Source organism: Ruminococcus sp. BSD2780120874_150323_B10, from assembly GCF_015553695.1.
Taxonomy (GTDB): Bacteria; Bacillota; Clostridia; order Oscillospirales; family Acutalibacteraceae; genus Ruminococcoides; species Ruminococcoides intestinale_A.
This window is the reverse complement of record NZ_JADNHD010000027.1, coordinates 1-15,321: the sequence shown is the minus strand read 5'-3', so window position 1 is coordinate 15,321 and position 15,321 is coordinate 1. Positions and strand designations below refer to the sequence as shown.

The following is a 15,321-nucleotide window of genomic DNA, read 5'->3' as shown; positions in this document are numbered from 1 at the left end:
ACGTGCTTTAGCGGGTTTATCTTTTCCGGCTGTTGTGTCTGCTCCTGCAAAAACTCCGGCACTTCCTTGTAGCCGAAACTATCAACATAATGCGCCGCGTCCTGTCCGTTCTGATGAAGCACTACCACGTCGGAAACGGAAAGGCTGTGTCCCTTAAAATCTTTCGGGTGGTCGATATTGAAACGGGTGTAAATATCTTCAAGGGAAGTACCCGGCGTAAGCTCTGCGGAATAGACAAGCTCATAGTTTGCCTTATCAACCACATTTCCCGCCGCCTGCAGGCGGTCGTAAGGCTCAAAGCGGAAGTCCCGCGTTTCGTCCCCTTGCTTTAGCTGATAAATGGAAAAGGTGTCTTTGTCGGCTTCGGCTTCCTGCGCCTTTGCATATAGCTCCTTTACTTCTCCCTGCGTCAGCTCTCCGGCGTTCAGCCCGCCCATGAGTTCCCGGCATTTTGCAAGGCTGCCGATATACAGCACGTCCCCGATTTTTGCCCTGCCGTTTTCCTGCGGGAGATAGGCTTGCAGGAAAAAGCGGTCGTTGTCGCCCGTTGTGCGGGGGTTGGCTTCAATCTTGTAAATGTACTCCTGCATGGCGGCTTTCTCCCTCGGAGCGTCCTGCGCCTGTTCCTTTTGCAGCTCTGCGATATGTTCATCAATGCTGTTGATGATTTCCGCTGCGGTGCTGCGGATTGTTTCAAGGGAGCTTTTCAGTTCGGCAAGGTCCCGTCCGGCACTCCACCCGGCAACATACCCAAAGGAATAATCGGAAGTATCAAGCCCGTAATGCTGGCACACGGTATAGGCAATACTTTCTGCCTGCACCTCACGGGTGCGGCGGTCGGGTCTGTTCTCCAAGTCCTCCAAAGGGGCGTTTAGGTCAATGTCGTGCAGCTTCGCATGGGCGATTTCATGGATAAGGGTCTTTAAGGTTTGCAGCTCGCTCATGCCCTCATCAAGGGCAATACGCTTGTCCTCCAAGTGGTAGTAACCATGTGCGCCGCCCTCGATTTTTTCAAAGCCGACAGGAACAGGAGAAGTCTTTTCAAGGGCAGCGAAAACGTCCTTGTAATGCTCCACGTCCCCGGTCAGCATATTTACGGCAATGTCGGGGATTTCCTTTCCCTCGGTCTGCGATACGTCAAAGACCGATACCACCTTAAAGGCGGGGATTGTGATTTCCTTTTCCTCGGTTACGGGCTTTCCGTCCTTGCCGATAAAGGCTTTTCCCGTCTGCGGGTCGATTTTCTCCAGTTCCTTTTTAATCTTAAAGGGCGACGGGGCAAGGATTTTGATACCCTTTTGTCCTTTCATCACGTTTCGTCCAAAGTTATTTTTCCATGCGGAAAATCCGGCGATAAGGGAAGCGTCGGGCTTTTGCATGGCGATCAGCAGCGTATTGTTAAAGCTGTAATTATGAAACTTTGACATGACGCGCAGATATTCCTTGTAACGCTCGCTGTCGAACAGCTCCGTAATGCCTTGCTCCAAGCGGTCGGTTATCTCTTTGAGCTTTTCGGCTGGCTTCTCGCTCGTCAGCACGATAGGGATAACCGGGCGCGGCTCCTGCTGCTGTGCTTCGGGAATGGTCGCCGTCTGTACTGCCGGGGCTGCGTCCAGTTCGATGGTCGGCTGCGGGTAGCTCATAATGCGGTATTCCTCCGGCACGTCCCGTCCCTCAAAGTGTTTCTCCCATTCGTCGCCGCTTTCCACAAGGTAGCCGTATTCCGTAAAGCTGCCTTTTTCCTGCGCGGCGGCGTTTCGTCCAAAGGCGATAGGGTCAATGCTGTTTTTCCATTCAGCGGGCATTTGCACCATGCCGGATTTGTTAAGGTAATAATCGCCCAATTCGCGGGGCGTGTGGACTTCGGGGATATGCACGAAAAAGTCCTCGTTATAGGTAAAGTCAATGAGCTGCCCGATATTCTCAAAACCATTCCTGCGCTGCGTGGCTGCGTTCAGCGCGGCAATCCCGGAAGCGTCAAGGGTTTCCAGTCTTGCCGCAAGGAAGTTCAGCTCGTCCACCTGTGCCGCGCATACCATGTCATACGGCAGGGCAATGTGTCTGTCCTCCCGGTCAGAATACCCATGAATGAAAAAATCCTGCGGATTGTCAGCGGTAATGCCGACGCTTCGCATAGCTTTGTGAAGTTCTTCCTTTGTGGCGGGCATGGAAAGCCAGTAGCCACCCGGTTCTCCCGTTTCAAAGCGGGTGCGGCTGTCAATCAGGATTGCAAACTGTTCCGTTTCCTGTCCCGGTTCGGTTCTCGGTGCAGCGGCGGAAATGTCGGCGGCGGGCTGCTTGATTTCCTCGCCCTCTACGGTGTAGCCTGGTAAGAGCTGTCCGTTTACCCTAAACTGTTCCGCGTATTCCGGCGGGATAGCCGGGGAGATTTCCGTAAAAAGTTTTTCATACGCCTTGATACGCCCGTTCAGATATTTTTCCATAGCTGCCCGGTCAGCAAATACCTTTCTGTCCTGTCCGGCAATTTTTGCCTGTCCGTACCCGTGGGGGCTGTTGGTGTAGATGTTCCAAGATAACGTATAGGAGTACGGGATAGATTTCTCTGCTTTTCTGTCGTAGCGGGTATTTTCATACACATGGTAGCTCATTTTATATACCCGGTTGCTGATGGTGTGGCGGTCGTTGTCCTCGTCCTGCCACTTGTTCGCCGTATGCTTCACTTCGGGTATTCTCGCATACTCAATCGCCTTGTCAAATAGCAAGGTCTTTCCTGCCTGTTCCTCCCATGCGGAAGCCTGTACTTTCAGATTTTCAAAAACGGTCTGTTCCGCAGCCGCGCTTTCCTCCCGCAGCTTCACAAGCTCGGCAAGAGGTAAGGCGGTCAGCGGGGAAATATCCGCGCCTTTCGTGTCAAAATAGATACCGCGCTCAATCTTCATCTTGTCGGCGGCTTCCAGTCTGTCATGGTCGTATGAGGAATAACCTGTTTTCCATTCGTCCATTTGCTCGCTCCTTTCTTTTTCAATCATGCGGTGCATAAGTTCGTAGTCCTCAATGCTCATGCTTCCGTCAAATATATAAGGGTCAAAATCTTCCCCGTCCCGGTAGGGCTTTTCGGAAAAGGGAAGCCCCGCTGCATGGGCGGCGGCTCTTGCTTCCTCGATAACCTCCGGGGGAAGCCTGTCGTCATGCGCCCCGATAAAACCGTCAAGGTCATTCCTGCCGTTTTCATAGTGATAGCGCACTCCGGCGGTCAGCTCGTCAAGGCTCATATTCTCGCCTAAATGCCCGCAGTAGTAGCCGTTTAGAATAACGGCGGCGGGGTCAGCCGCTTTGATTTCCTCTAACCGGCTCCTGTCAAACGGTTCTAAAGTACCGTCCACTTCAAGATGAAACAGCTCGGCGTTCCATGAACGTCCCTGTTTCCAAAATGCTACCCATGCAATACCGTCCCTAAGTTCCTCTTGATAGTCCTTTACGCTGTCGCGCAAACTTGCCATGTGTAAAACCTCCTTTCGCGTATGGCAGCGCGGACGCTGCGTTTGTGGTTACATAGTCCTACTACGGTGCGCCCGCATTTCTGCCAAAGATTTTTGAGGATTTTTAGAGGGTTTGGGAAACTTCCCAACAAGCAAAATCCCCGCCAAGCTCTACATGAGTGGCAGGGATTTTACGGAAGTGGGTACCCGCTTCCTATGCTTGCTATTCCAGTTCTTTGTCCTTTGAAATGGTTACTTTGTAGTTCACATACTTACCGCCCGTATCAGCTAAAAGCACCGTTCCGTCGTAGGTTTTTCCTGTTTTCGGAGAATACAGCTTTTTGACTGTTGCCTTGCCGGATTTCAAAAGTGCTGCGGCAATCTTCGGGGTAAAGGCGGTTTTTCGTTCCTCAAAGAAGCGGTCATTTTTCCACATGGTAAAGCCGCACTCTTTGTTGGAACAGTAGTAGTTTTTCTTTCCCTCATAGACCAGGGACTTGCAGCGGGGACACTTTCCAAGCTCTGTTTTTTCTGTCTTGAAAAGCTCTTGTTTCTCACCCAACACGGAAGCATAGGTTTTTACAAGCTCCTGCGTCATTGCTTCGATACCCTGCATGAAAGCGGCAGGGTCAGCGTTACCCTTTGCAATCTGCGTCAGATTGTTTTCCCATGCAGCCGTAAGCTGCGGAGAAGTTAAGCTGTCCGGCAGGACGCACACAAGGTTTGTGCCGTCTTTGGTAGGAAGTAGCTGCTTGCCCTTGCGCTCGATAAAGCCGCCTTTTACTAACTTTTCAATGACAGCGGCGCGGGTAGCGGGCGTCCCAAGCCCCCGGCGTTCTGCGTCCGGGTCGGTGTCCTCATTCCCAGCGCGTTCCATAGCAGAAAGTAAGGACGCTTCATTGTGGGGCTTCGGCGGCGTCGTTTCATGCTCCGTAACCTTTGCAGCAGGGTTTTCAAAGGTCTGTCCCTCGGTAAAGTCCGGCACATCTAAAACAAGTTCGTTTTCGTCGTCGCTGTCCGGCTTCTTTTTGAGGGTCACCCGGTAAAGCCGTTCCATGTCTTTCCACCCGGCAGCGATTACCGCCTTTCCCTTTGCCGTAAATTCATGGTCGGCGCAGGAGAAAACCGCCGTTACCGCTTCAAAACTGTACGGCTCGGCGGTCGCCATAAGCAGACGCGCCCCGGCAAGGGTAAGGATATTGCGCTCGCTTTCCGGCAGCGCGGTAAGGTCAGCCTTTGCAAGCTCCATAGTGGGAATGATTGCGTGGTGGTCTGATACCTTTTTGCTGTTCAGAACGCGGGAAACTTCCGGCGTAAAGGAAATGCCCGCCATAAAGGGCAGCTTCCCGCATAGCAGCGCGATAATGCCCGTCGCTGTTTCTCCCATGTCATCGGTCAGAAATGCGCTGTCCGTTCTCGGATAGGTCAAGAGCTTCTTTTCATAGAGGGTCTGTGCAAGGTCAAGGGTCTGCTTTGCCGTGTACCCGTAGATACGGTTTGTTTCCCGCTGTAAACTGGTAAGGTCAAAGAGCTTCGGCGGGGCAATGGTTTTCTTTTCTTTCACAAGGGAAGTACAGACAGCCGCCGACGCTTCGCAGGCTGCTTTCAGTTTGCCCGCTTCATCAGCGGCGCAGATCTTCGCGCTTGCCGCTTCTGCGCCGGGGAGCATAAGGCGCACATGATAGTAGGTTTCTTTCTTGAAGTTTGTAATGGCAGCGTCCCGGTCTACAAGCATTTTTAAGGTCGGGGTCTGCACACGTCCCACGTTCAAGGTCTTTCCATACAGGCAGGAGAAAAGGCGGGTCGCATTGATACCGATAAGCCAGTCAGCCTTTGCCCTGCATAGTGCGGAATGATAGAGGGTGTCATACCCGCGCCCGTCCTTCAGATGTTCAAAGCCGCTTCGAATTGCGTCCGTTTCCATAGAGGAAATCCAAAGACGGGTAAAGGGTTTCTTGCAGCCCGCCATTTCATAGACAAATCGGAAAATCAATTCTCCCTCGCGCCCCGCGTCGCAGGCGTTCACGACTTCCGAAACGTCGGCGCGGTGCATGAGGTCTTTCAAGATTTTGAATTGTTTTCCCTTGTCGGCGGCTACGGTGTACTGCCATTCCTGCGGCAGAATGGGTAAGCTGTCATAGCTCCATTTCCTGTACTGTTCCCCATAGGCGGCAGCTTCCGCAAGTCCTACCAAATGCCCGATACACCAAGAGATAACATAACCGTTCCCCTCGATATATCCGTCTTTCTTCTCCCTTACGCCAAGGGCGGCGGCAACCGCCGCCCCGACGCTGGGTTTCTCACAAATCACAAGTTTCATTCTTCCTCGTCCTCCTGTTCGGTGTCTGCGCTGTCAGCTTCTTCCGGCTCGTCCTCGTCGTATTCGTCAAAATCGAACTCGTCAAGGTCGGTGCTGCCTTTCACGTTCTGTTTCGGTTTCATAAACTTAACGTAGTAGAGGGCTGCGCCGCCGCCAAGCAAGCCCACGACAAGGAAAATCAAAAGCCCGCCCATGCCGTTCTGGGGCTGCTCCTGCTCGGCGGGTTCCTCCGGCGTGGCTTCCTTGCCTGTGCAGCTATCCATGTTGACAGAGCAGGCGGGGCAGGCGGTGTTTACTTCGCCCGCCTTGCATTTCTCGGTACAGTTGCAGACAGCCGGGGGTTGTTCGGTCTGTTCCTCCCCGATAATCGCCATAAGGTCGCTTTCGTCTACTTGATTTAGGAAGTGGACGGAATTTTCCCCCTCGGCTGCCCGGTCAACGATAATGTAAAAATAGTTGCCACCTTTGCTTTTCACGACGATAAACTGCTTATCCTCGGCAGCTTCCCCGTCAATGTCGTCCACAAGGGTCATGTTGCCCTCCGGGGTCAAGGGCTGCGGCTCGGTTTCCACGATTACGCCGCTGTCGTCGGTTTCTTCCGTCGGGGTCTGTGCATAGGCGGTAACGGAAAAGCCGCCCACAAGGACAAGGGCGGCGCAAAGTACGGTAAGGCTTGCAAGGATTTTATTCTTCATCTGCATTGTCCTCCTGTTCCTCATAGTCTGCGGGCATAGGGGCAATGCCCGGAATACCTCCGCCCGCAAGCATAGCGGTAAGCTCCTGCGGGGTAAGGCGCATAGAGCGCACAAGCTGAACGATTTGCAGATTTTCCGCTTCGGTTTTCTGTGCTTCCAGTCCGCGCAGCCTGTTCTGATACTCCGTGATTTTCTCACGGGTCTTTTGGATTTCCTTGTCAATTCTTTCGATTTTACTCATTGCCATAAAATTTTTCTCCTTTCGATTTTCAAAAAATGTGTCAGTTCCAGTTCATCAGCCCGTACCCTTTGATACAGGCATAGTCAAGGGGATAGCTCTTAATCTTGCAGGCGTCGCCGGAATTGCCCTCCACGGTATAGACGCGGCTTTCGTCCCTGCCGATAACAAGTCCTACATGGTCTGCGCTGCCGTCTAAATCCCAGTCAAAAAAGATAGCGTCGCCGGGGGCAATGTTTTCATAGCCCCGCGCTCCCCATTGTCCGTGAGAAGTAAACCACGGAATACCCTGCGACTGGCAGGCGGCAAAGCGCGGCTCGGAAAGTCCCATTTGCCCGTAGCACCAGGACACGAAACAGGCGCACCATTCCACGCGGGAATTAAAGCCGTACCAGCTCCAATACGGATAGCCGCCCACATTTCCGACTTGCCGTTTTGCAAGGTCAACGATAGCGGTATTGCCGGGGCGCGTTCCGTTTACAAAGTCCACGCCGCTTAAATCTTCCGACGCGGAAGTGTCGGGAGAGCCGCCGCCAAAGATAAGGGGCTTGTTCCCGCTTGTCTGTAAGTACACCCGGTACATTTCCAGTTGTTCCGGGGTCAGATTGTTTTCCGCAATGGTGGATAGTGGGGTATTCGTCAGCTTGACGTTCAAGATGTAATACTCATAAGGCACTTGTACCGTGTAGGTGTCCGTATGCTCGTTGCCGTCCTCGTCTGTCCATGTGTCGGTGCGTTCTTCCTCCCGGTAGCGTATTTCCACTTCCTCGGTCAAGGTCAGCTTATATTGCTGATTGAAAATCCGCTGTAATTCGCTTTGTACCTCGGCGCGGGTGTAGCTCTGATATTTTGCGGTCAGATAGGACGCTAATTCGTGTGGGTTATGTCCGATATTTGCAAGGTCATAGCGGTACTCGTCATAGCCCGGATTGTCGCGCTCGATATTGTCAATCCTGCTTTGCAGCTCGTTTTCCAATCCGGCGTAGCTGTTTTCCACTTCCACAAGGTCGCTGTCCTCGGAGGTATAGGACGTTCCAAGCACGCCGTTTAAGGTGCCGGAAAACATTGCCCCACAAGAGGACAGCCCGGACATAACCATGATAAAGAGCAGCAGCACACCGACAGCGATTGCCACACCCGCCGGGTGCCTTGCCACAAATGCTGCGGTCTGCTTCGTTTTCTCGGCGGCTTTGGCTGCCGCCTTGCGGGTGCGTTCTGCCGCGCCCTTGATGCCCTTTGCGGTATTGCGGGCTTCCTTTGCATACTGCCGCTTGATTTTCTGCTTCTGCCAAAACCGGGAAATGGGGTTACTGGTTAGCTGCGAATTCTCATGCAGGGTCTTGTGATACTGAAAATCCACATTCGCCCGAAAAGCCGCTTTTTCTGCCTTTGCCGCTTCCCGGTAGGGTTTCAGTTTATGGCTGCGGTAGCCCTGCTTGATTTTCCGCGCCCCGTACTTCAATCCCCGTTCTGCGGTTTCCTCGCTCTTGTGTGCGCCCTCCACGCCGGAATTATCCTTTTCGACAGAATGGATTTTGTTATGTACCAAAATCCCGGCTTCCTGTGTGGGGCGGGATAGTGGGTTGTGCTTCTCCTTAAATCCGGGTGGCTTGTCCTTTTCCTCAAAGTGCAGGCGGGTCTTGCCTTTCCCGGTGGTTTCGTCAAAGGTGCGCTCTTTTACCAGTTTCTTTTCTTTGGGGATAGCCGCCTTTGCCTTATCCAAGCGGTCGGCGGCTTTGTCGGATTTCTTGATATATTTTTCAAGCTCCGGGGTAGAAAGTTCTTCATCAGTAAATTGCAGCCGGGAAGATTTCGTCCCTGCGGTAGCTTCTGCCTGCGCCCTGCGTACCGCTTTTTTAGACGCTTTGCGGGTATGGGCGGCTTCGATATGCTCCATGACGCGCTCCGTTTTGCCTGTGTCCGCTTTGGGGGCAGCTCCCGGCGCGTGGGGAAGCGGGATTGTATCAGATACCGGGTTAAGCTGTGCCGCCGCGTCCTGTGTTGTCTGTTGCTCCGGGGATTTCTGAAAATCCGCGTCCTGCGTCCGTTTGCTGATACGCTCGGCGGTCTGCTGTGTTTCGTTTACTTCTACAAGCCCGTCGCGGGTCATTTTCTGCGTGATTTTATCACGGGGCTTTAATGGGTCTTTCAAGTGTTACCACCTCCAATCCGCGCCCCTGCAAGGGCGCAATACTCGGCGTTCAGTTCAATCCCGATATAGCGACGGTCAAGGCTTTTCGCTGCAAGCCCGGTTGTACCACTGCCGAAAAACGGGTCAAGGACAACGCCGCCCGCCGGACAGCCCGCCAGTATGCACGTTTCCGCAAGTTTCGGGGGATAAGCGGCAAAATGCCCGCCCTTATACGGTACGGTATTGATAATCCAAACGTCCCGCTTGTTCCTTGTGGTCGGCATAAGGGCGTCGTCATAATAGCCGCCGCTGCGGGCTTTATTGATACCCTGTACCTTGCCCTGTCCCGGTACTTCCTCGGCGTATTTGTGTCCTGCGCCGCGCCCTTGCCTGTACCGCGCTGCCGTTCCCGGCGCGATTGGCTCCGCAATGGCGGCAGCGTCATAGTAGTATTTCTTTGATTTCGTCAGTAAAAAGATATGCTCATAGCAGCGGCTCGGTCGGTCGCGGCAGCTCTCCGGCATGGGGTTTTCTTTCAGCCAGATAATATCGCTGCGTAAATACCACCCGTCAGAGCGCAGGGCAAAGGCTAAAAGCCACGGAATACCGATTAAATCCTTTTGCTTGCAGCCCGCTTTCATGCCGCTGCCGCAGTATGTGTCCGCGATATTCAGCCAAAATGTCCCGTCGTCTTTGAGTACCCGGCGCAGCTCCCGGAATACTTCTACAAGCCGCCCGATATACTGCTCCGGCGTGTCCTCCCGTCCAATCTGCGCGTCAAGCCCGTAGTCCCTTAGTCCATAGTAAGGCGGGCTTGTGACGCAGCAATTCACGCTTTCACTCGGAAGCTCCCGCAGGGCATAGAGGGCGTCACGGTTGATGATTACGTCCATTTTCATGCTTTGCTCATTTCCTCCGGCTTTGTCGTAAGCAGACGGTAAAGCTCGGTGTCCGTCGGGAAACGGTCAATGAACGGCAGCACCACGTTTCCGTAAAAGATAAGCCCCTCGCCCGCTTCGGTGTGGGTTACATACTTCATCTGCTGCGGGGAGATGTTAAGCTGCTTTGCAAGGATAGCCCGGTCGCCCTGTGCCTGATTGAGCATGAGGACAAAATCAGAGTTTTCAAAAATATTCTCGACTTCGCGGCTGCTCAAAAGGTCTTTGACGTTCTGCGTGATAGCGGTCGGTATGCCGCCCCATTTCCGAAAACGCTTCCAAATCTCCACGCTGTAAGCTGCGGTCTGTTCCTCTTTGAGCAGCAAATGAAACTCGTCCATGTAGTAACGGGTTGCCTTTTTTTCGGCGCGGTTGACGGTCACGCGGTTCCACACCTGGTCTTGCACAATGAGCATACCTAACTTTTTGAGCTGCTTTCCAAGCTGCTTAATATCAAAGCAGACAAGACGGTTTGAAAGCTCCACGTTGGTACGGTGGTTAAAGACGTTCAGAGAGCCGGAAACATAAAGCTCCAATGCCGCCGCAATGCGGGCAGCTTCCGGCTCCGGCTGCTTCAAAAGCTCGTTGTAAAGGTCGCCCAAAATCGGCATTTTTGCCGGGTCGGGGTCTGCAAGGAAAGGTCGGTACACATTCCTAACGGCGCGGTCAATGACGGTCTTTTCCACGGGCTGCAAGCCCTCTTTGCCGCCGATAACAAGCTCGCAGAGGGAAAGGATAAAGTCGGATTTCAAGGCAAGCGGGTTGTCGTCCTCGGAGTAGTTGAGGTTAATATCCATAGGGTTCACATACTGGGGCTTGCCGTCCATGCCTTTTCCGGCAGGCGACAGGCGTATCACTTGCCCGCCCAAACGCTGCACAAGGGAGAAATACTCGGCTTCGGGGTCGCAGATGATAATATCGTCGTCAGTAATGAGAAAAGCGTTTGTCATTTCCCGCTTTGCCGCAAAGGATTTACCGCTTCCCGGTGTTCCAAGAATAAGCCCGTTTGGGTTTTTCAGTTGCTTGCGGTCGCAGAGTATCATGTTATTTGACAGCGCATTTAAGCCGTAGTAAAGGGCTGCGCCCCGCTGAAAAAGCTCCTGCGTGATGAACGGGATAAAAATAGCGGTGCTTGATGTGGTAAGTCCTCTTTGAATGGGGATAAGGTTCTCCCCAAGCGGGATAGAGGACATAAAGCCCGCTTCCTGCAAATAGTCAAGGCGGGTCAGAGCGCAGTTGTTTTTCTGTGCAAAGCCCGCCGTAGCAAATACGTCATTATCTAGTTTCCGTTTTGTGTCTGCCATGTTTACCACAAGGAACGTCAGCAGAAACATTCGCTCGTTGCGGCTCTGTAAATCCTGCAACAGATTTTTTGCTTCGCTGCCGAAAGTAGCAAGGTCGGACGGAATTATATCCATGTCATACCCGCTGCGTACCGCCTTTTTCTGTTCCTCAATCTTCATCTTGTCGAGGTCGGTTATCTTGCGCTTGATAGTCTTGATTGCTTCGCTCTGGTCGATACTGCGGATATGCATATTGACGATTATCCCGTTTTCAAGGTCGAGAATGTCCGAAAGCATACGGTCATTCAGCTCCGGCGCAAGGATTTCAAGGAACGATACCGCACCAAGTTTTCGCCCCATGCGGAACGTGCGCCCGTCGCCAAAACGGAACGAGGACGGGGCGATAAAGTCCTTTGTAGAAAGCCCCGACGGCACAAGCCAGTCCCAAGAGAAGCGGAACGGCTCGCCCTCCGGGTGGAAAATCCCATGCAGGACGTTCAAGCGTTCCTGTCCGTTCATGGGGCGGGCGGTTACACCAAGCACCTTAAAATTATTGAGTACGTCGGTTTCGATACGGGAAAGGCGGGCTTTTGCCGCCGCAAGATTGTCCGCTTCAATGGAAAAGGTAATGTACTTGCACTTTTCCAGTCCGTTGTTGCCTTTTTCAAGCTGATTTTTAAGCATATCCGCGTACTCCCTGCGGATAGAGTTAAAAGCGTCGTCCTGCGCCGGAATTTCGATAGCCGCCTGTGCCTTTTCCTTTCTTGCACCCTGATTGATGAAAGAGAGCTGCACCGAAACGGAAGCGTCAAAGTAGTTGAGAAAATCGCACCAGTTTTCAAAAATGGCTGTCTTATCGTCTGCCTGTGCAAGCTGATAGTTAATATCTTCAAAGACAAGGCTTTTACTGTATTTCTTTTCCGTTACCCTGCAAATCCCGTCCGGGTACATCTGCAAGTAGGGAATGGTCTGTTGTGCGGTGCGGGGCTTCCCGTCGCCCTTTGCCGCCTGTATCACGGCGGCGATTTCTTTCTTTTCTGCGCGGGTCAGCTTACGCTTCACGGGATTTTTTACCGCGCGGGTCATGGTTTTTCGTTCTGCCATTGACAATAGCCGATACCTCCTTTTCCAGTTTTCGTTGTTTTTCTATGACGGCATAAAAATTTTCCGTCTGATAGGGGCGTTCCTTTGGTCGGATAAACTTTGTCTGAATGACGTTCTTTATCACGATTTCAAGGGGCTGCCCGTGTTTTTCATACATTGCCAAGAGGAAGCAGGGAAGCATAACGACAATCATTGCAAATGCCGCCATGCTTGTTCCCGCGCTGTCTTTGAGCAAAAAGAAAAGCGGTAGTCCCATAGCGAGGGCTGCCGCAAAACATATAATCTGCCGCTTTGTCAGATTAAAAGCGACTTTCGTTTTGATTTTTGATAAGTCTTTGGGTACGGGTACATACGCCAAGTGAAAACCTCCTCCTTTCGGTCTTTAATGGGCGTTAAATATTGACTTCGCAAGTGCGCCTGTTTTGAATAGGGAGAAGCACAAAATCACGGTGTAGGCTGCAAGGGAGAAAATCGCGCTGTGCAGGTTGTCCGCTACAATCATGCTGCCAACCAAAACCGCATAAATGCCGACGCATATCATTATGAGGAAGCCTTGAAAACCGAGGGCGAACAGGGCTTTTAAGTAGTTGTTGCCTATCTGCCCCCACTCTCTGTTGGTCATAGTTGCAAACGGGATAGGCGATACCGAACAGTAAAGGTAAATTTCTATCATTCTGCCGTACAGGATAACCGTGATAAGCACCGACATGATTTTCATGCAAAGGCTCACAAGGCTTGTTTCCATAACGAGCAAAAGCAGTTCGGGGATTTCCATAGCGTCAAGTCCGGCTTGCATGGACGAGAGGGCGGCGTCAACGTCGATATTCGTATTGCCGCCGATCACGCCCGCTGCGCCGGAAACAACGTGCTGCGCCATATCGAACACCGCCATAGTGATAGTAAAGGTGTGGGTAACGAGATACACCGCTACCCACGCCTTGAAAAACCACTTAAAGAACATGAACGTGTCAATATCGTGCATATTGTTCTTTTCCGTTACCATGCTGATAAGCTCCACGCATAGAACGTAGGTAATGACAAGCCCCGCAATGGGTACAATCACATTTTCCGACAAACTCTGTATCATGGAAAATATGCCTGCGTTCCACCCCTGCGGGGTTTGTCCTACCTCTGCGGCGATAGTTCCGACTTTTTCGTTTACGTCCCCGAACATAGTTGACAGATTACCGTTAATGGCTCCAATGAGGATTTCCTTTATCCATTCGTTAATCGCGTCAAGTATGCTCTGCATAGGCTAACCCCGCCGCTTAACCGAACAGGCCGGAAAGCAGAGGTACAAGGGTGCCACCGATAAGGGCAACGCCGCCGCCCGCCATGAGCTGCTTCATGCCCTGGCTTTTTGCACCTGGGTTGTCATTTCCGTAGCCCTCCAAGAGGTTGATAACGCCCCAAATGCCAAGACCTGCTCCGAGAGCGATAACGAGTGTCTGTAAAACGCCTACTGCGCTGTTGAAAAATGCCATAATATAACTCCTTTCTGCCGCTGTGCGGCTGCCCGAAAAAGGGCATAAAAAACGGCGGTCAGTTTTCGATAACTGCCGCGGTCATAAGTCCCCGCGCTGCGTTTGTTGCTGCGGCGCGGCGGTATTCAGTTGTAAGGGTGCGGCTTCCTGCCGCGATACGCGCAAGGAGTAGGGGCGCGTACCATGTAGCCCGTGTTTATTATTTTTACTTTAAGCTCCCTCCTTTTCAAAAAGTGGTGTGTAGACAGGCATAATGCCGTACTGCCGTTCCCGGACAGCTTCGATATACTTGATATAGGAAATACCTGCCTGTCTTGTCCTGCGTTCCTGTTCCCGCTGCATTTCCTCGGCAGCTTCCACAAGCCCGCTGATAGCCCGGATTAGCTGCTGTTTTGCCTTTTTCTTTCTGATACGCTTATTCATTTTCTGTGTCCTCCTGCAAATCTGCTTCGTCAACTTCGTAATAGTCAAATACCTCGTCCGGCTTTACGATTGCAGGACGGCGGCGCAAGTGCTTTTCCATGTCAAAGGCATTTTTCTTGTCAAAGTCGGAAAGGTACTTGTACTTCGGGTGTTTGGTAATATCGTATTTTTCGGAGAAGAACGGACGCACCCCGCGTAGTTGCAAGATACATTTCCCGCCGTCCATGACCGCAATTTCATCTTCGCTCATAAGCTGCTTGCCTAACTTCTGATAGTTCAGCCCGTGGGAAAGCTCCCGTCCTCTTGTTTCGGAAGTGTTGAAGCTGTCAATGGTTTCTTTCCCCAAGATTTCCGACATTTCTTTAAGGGTCGTTTTCTCCTTGCCGCCCAAGAACAGGGTCGTATCGCAGTTGCCGACAATGGTATCGGCGTTGTCCTTGTAGATAGCCTTTAGCTGCGACTGGCTCTGCAAGATGATGGACGCGGAGATTTCGCGGCTCCTTATCGTGGCAATGAGTTTTTCAAACTTCGGTATCTGCCCGATATTTGCAAACTCGTCAAGCAGACAGCGCACATGAACAGGTAGCCGCCCGCCGTACACATCATCTGCCTTGTCACAAAGCAGATTGAAAAGCTGTGTGTAAAGGATTGATACAACAAAGTTAAAGGTGTCGTCGGTGTCGGAGATAATAACAAAAAGCGCGGTCTTTCGGTCGCCTAAGGTGTCAAGCTCCATTTCGTCGGTTTCCATCAGCTCGCGCAGTTCCCGAATGTCAAAGGGGGCAAGACGCGCACCGCAGGAAATGAGGATAGAGCTTCTTGTTTTTCCGGCAGACAGCAAAAACTTCTTGTACTGGCGCACCGCAAAATGTTCCGGGTCTTTTTCCTCCAAGCGTTCAAACATGAGGTCAACGGGGGATTGAAATTCCGGGTCGTCCTCGCGGGCTTCCGACGCATTTATCATTTCAAGCAGCGTCGTAAAGTTTTTCTCATTCTCCGGGGCTTCGTACCAGATGTAGCCGATAAGGGCGCAGTAAAAAAGCCGTTCCGATTTCACCCAAAAATCCTCGCCGGATTTTTCCCCGTCGCCTTTGGTGTTGGCGATAATGGTATTTACCAGTTTCAAAATATCCTTTTCGCTGCGCAGATAGGCGAAGGGATTGTACCGCATGGATTTCTTGAAATTGATGGTGTTTAGCACCTTGATTTTGTACCCGCCCCGCTGCAAGAGCTTTCCACACTCGATTAAAACCGTTCCTTTCGGG

At 52.1% G+C, this 15,321-nt stretch carries 12 protein-coding genes; all 12 read right to left on the bottom strand.

The window, feature by feature from the left end; all coding sequences use genetic code 11:
* On the bottom strand, positions 1 to 3,461 hold a 3,461-nt coding region (locus I2E21_RS11670; protein ID WP_195411436.1), incomplete at its 3' end, for a YodL domain-containing protein.
* Positions 3,462 to 3,663: 202 nt separating this feature from the next.
* The gene (locus I2E21_RS11665; RefSeq protein ID WP_195411435.1) at positions 3,664 to 5,760 is read right to left on the bottom strand and encodes a DNA topoisomerase 3; all 2,097 of its coding nucleotides are present in this window, start codon (positions 5,758 to 5,760) and stop codon (positions 3,664 to 3,666) included.
* Entirely contained in the window at positions 5,757 to 6,455 is a 699-nt protein-coding gene (locus tag I2E21_RS11660; protein WP_195411434.1) for a DUF4366 domain-containing protein, read from the bottom strand. The genes I2E21_RS11665 and I2E21_RS11660 overlap by 4 nt, the downstream gene beginning before the upstream one ends.
* Entirely contained in the window at positions 6,445 to 6,702 is a 258-nt protein-coding gene (locus tag I2E21_RS11655) for a DUF4315 family protein (protein ID WP_005928569.1), read from the bottom strand. The genes I2E21_RS11660 and I2E21_RS11655 overlap by 11 nt, the downstream gene beginning before the upstream one ends.
* A gap of 34 nt (positions 6,703 to 6,736) precedes the next feature.
* Positions 6,737 to 8,803 carry a CHAP domain-containing protein gene (locus I2E21_RS11650; protein WP_195411438.1) on the bottom strand — a complete coding sequence of 689 codons (2,067 nt, stop codon included), beginning with the start codon at positions 8,801 to 8,803 and terminating at the stop codon, positions 6,737 to 6,739.
* 38 nt (positions 8,804 to 8,841) lie between these two features.
* Positions 8,842 to 9,723, bottom strand: coding sequence for a site-specific DNA-methyltransferase (locus I2E21_RS11645; protein WP_195411433.1), 882 nt, complete (start codon positions 9,721 to 9,723; stop codon positions 8,842 to 8,844).
* Positions 9,720 to 12,149, bottom strand: a complete 2,430-nt coding sequence (locus I2E21_RS11640) for a VirB4-like conjugal transfer ATPase, CD1110 family (protein ID WP_195411437.1) — start codon at positions 12,147 to 12,149, stop codon at positions 9,720 to 9,722. Before I2E21_RS11640 ends, I2E21_RS11645 begins: the two co-directional genes overlap by 4 nt.
* On the bottom strand, positions 12,097 to 12,507 hold the full coding sequence (locus I2E21_RS11635) for a PrgI family protein (protein ID WP_005928557.1): 411 nt from the start codon (positions 12,505 to 12,507) through the stop codon (positions 12,097 to 12,099). The genes I2E21_RS11640 and I2E21_RS11635 overlap by 53 nt, the downstream gene beginning before the upstream one ends.
* 24 nt (positions 12,508 to 12,531) lie before the next feature.
* Positions 12,532 to 13,401, bottom strand: coding sequence for a VirB6/TrbL-like conjugal transfer protein, CD1112 family (locus tag I2E21_RS11630; protein ID WP_005928553.1), 870 nt, complete (start codon positions 13,399 to 13,401; stop codon positions 12,532 to 12,534).
* Between the two features lie 16 nt (positions 13,402 to 13,417).
* Positions 13,418 to 13,633, bottom strand: coding sequence for a Maff2 family mobile element protein (locus I2E21_RS11625; protein ID WP_005928550.1), 216 nt, complete (start codon positions 13,631 to 13,633; stop codon positions 13,418 to 13,420).
* Between the two features lie 210 nt (positions 13,634 to 13,843).
* Complete coding sequence (locus I2E21_RS11620) at positions 13,844 to 14,056, bottom strand: hypothetical protein (RefSeq protein ID WP_005928546.1); 213 nt, start codon at positions 14,054 to 14,056, stop codon at positions 13,844 to 13,846.
* Positions 14,049 to 15,321 (bottom strand): VirD4-like conjugal transfer protein, CD1115 family (locus tag I2E21_RS11615; RefSeq protein WP_195411432.1); only part of this gene is annotated, 1,273 nt, incomplete at its 5' end. The genes I2E21_RS11615 and I2E21_RS11620, both read right to left, overlap by 8 nt.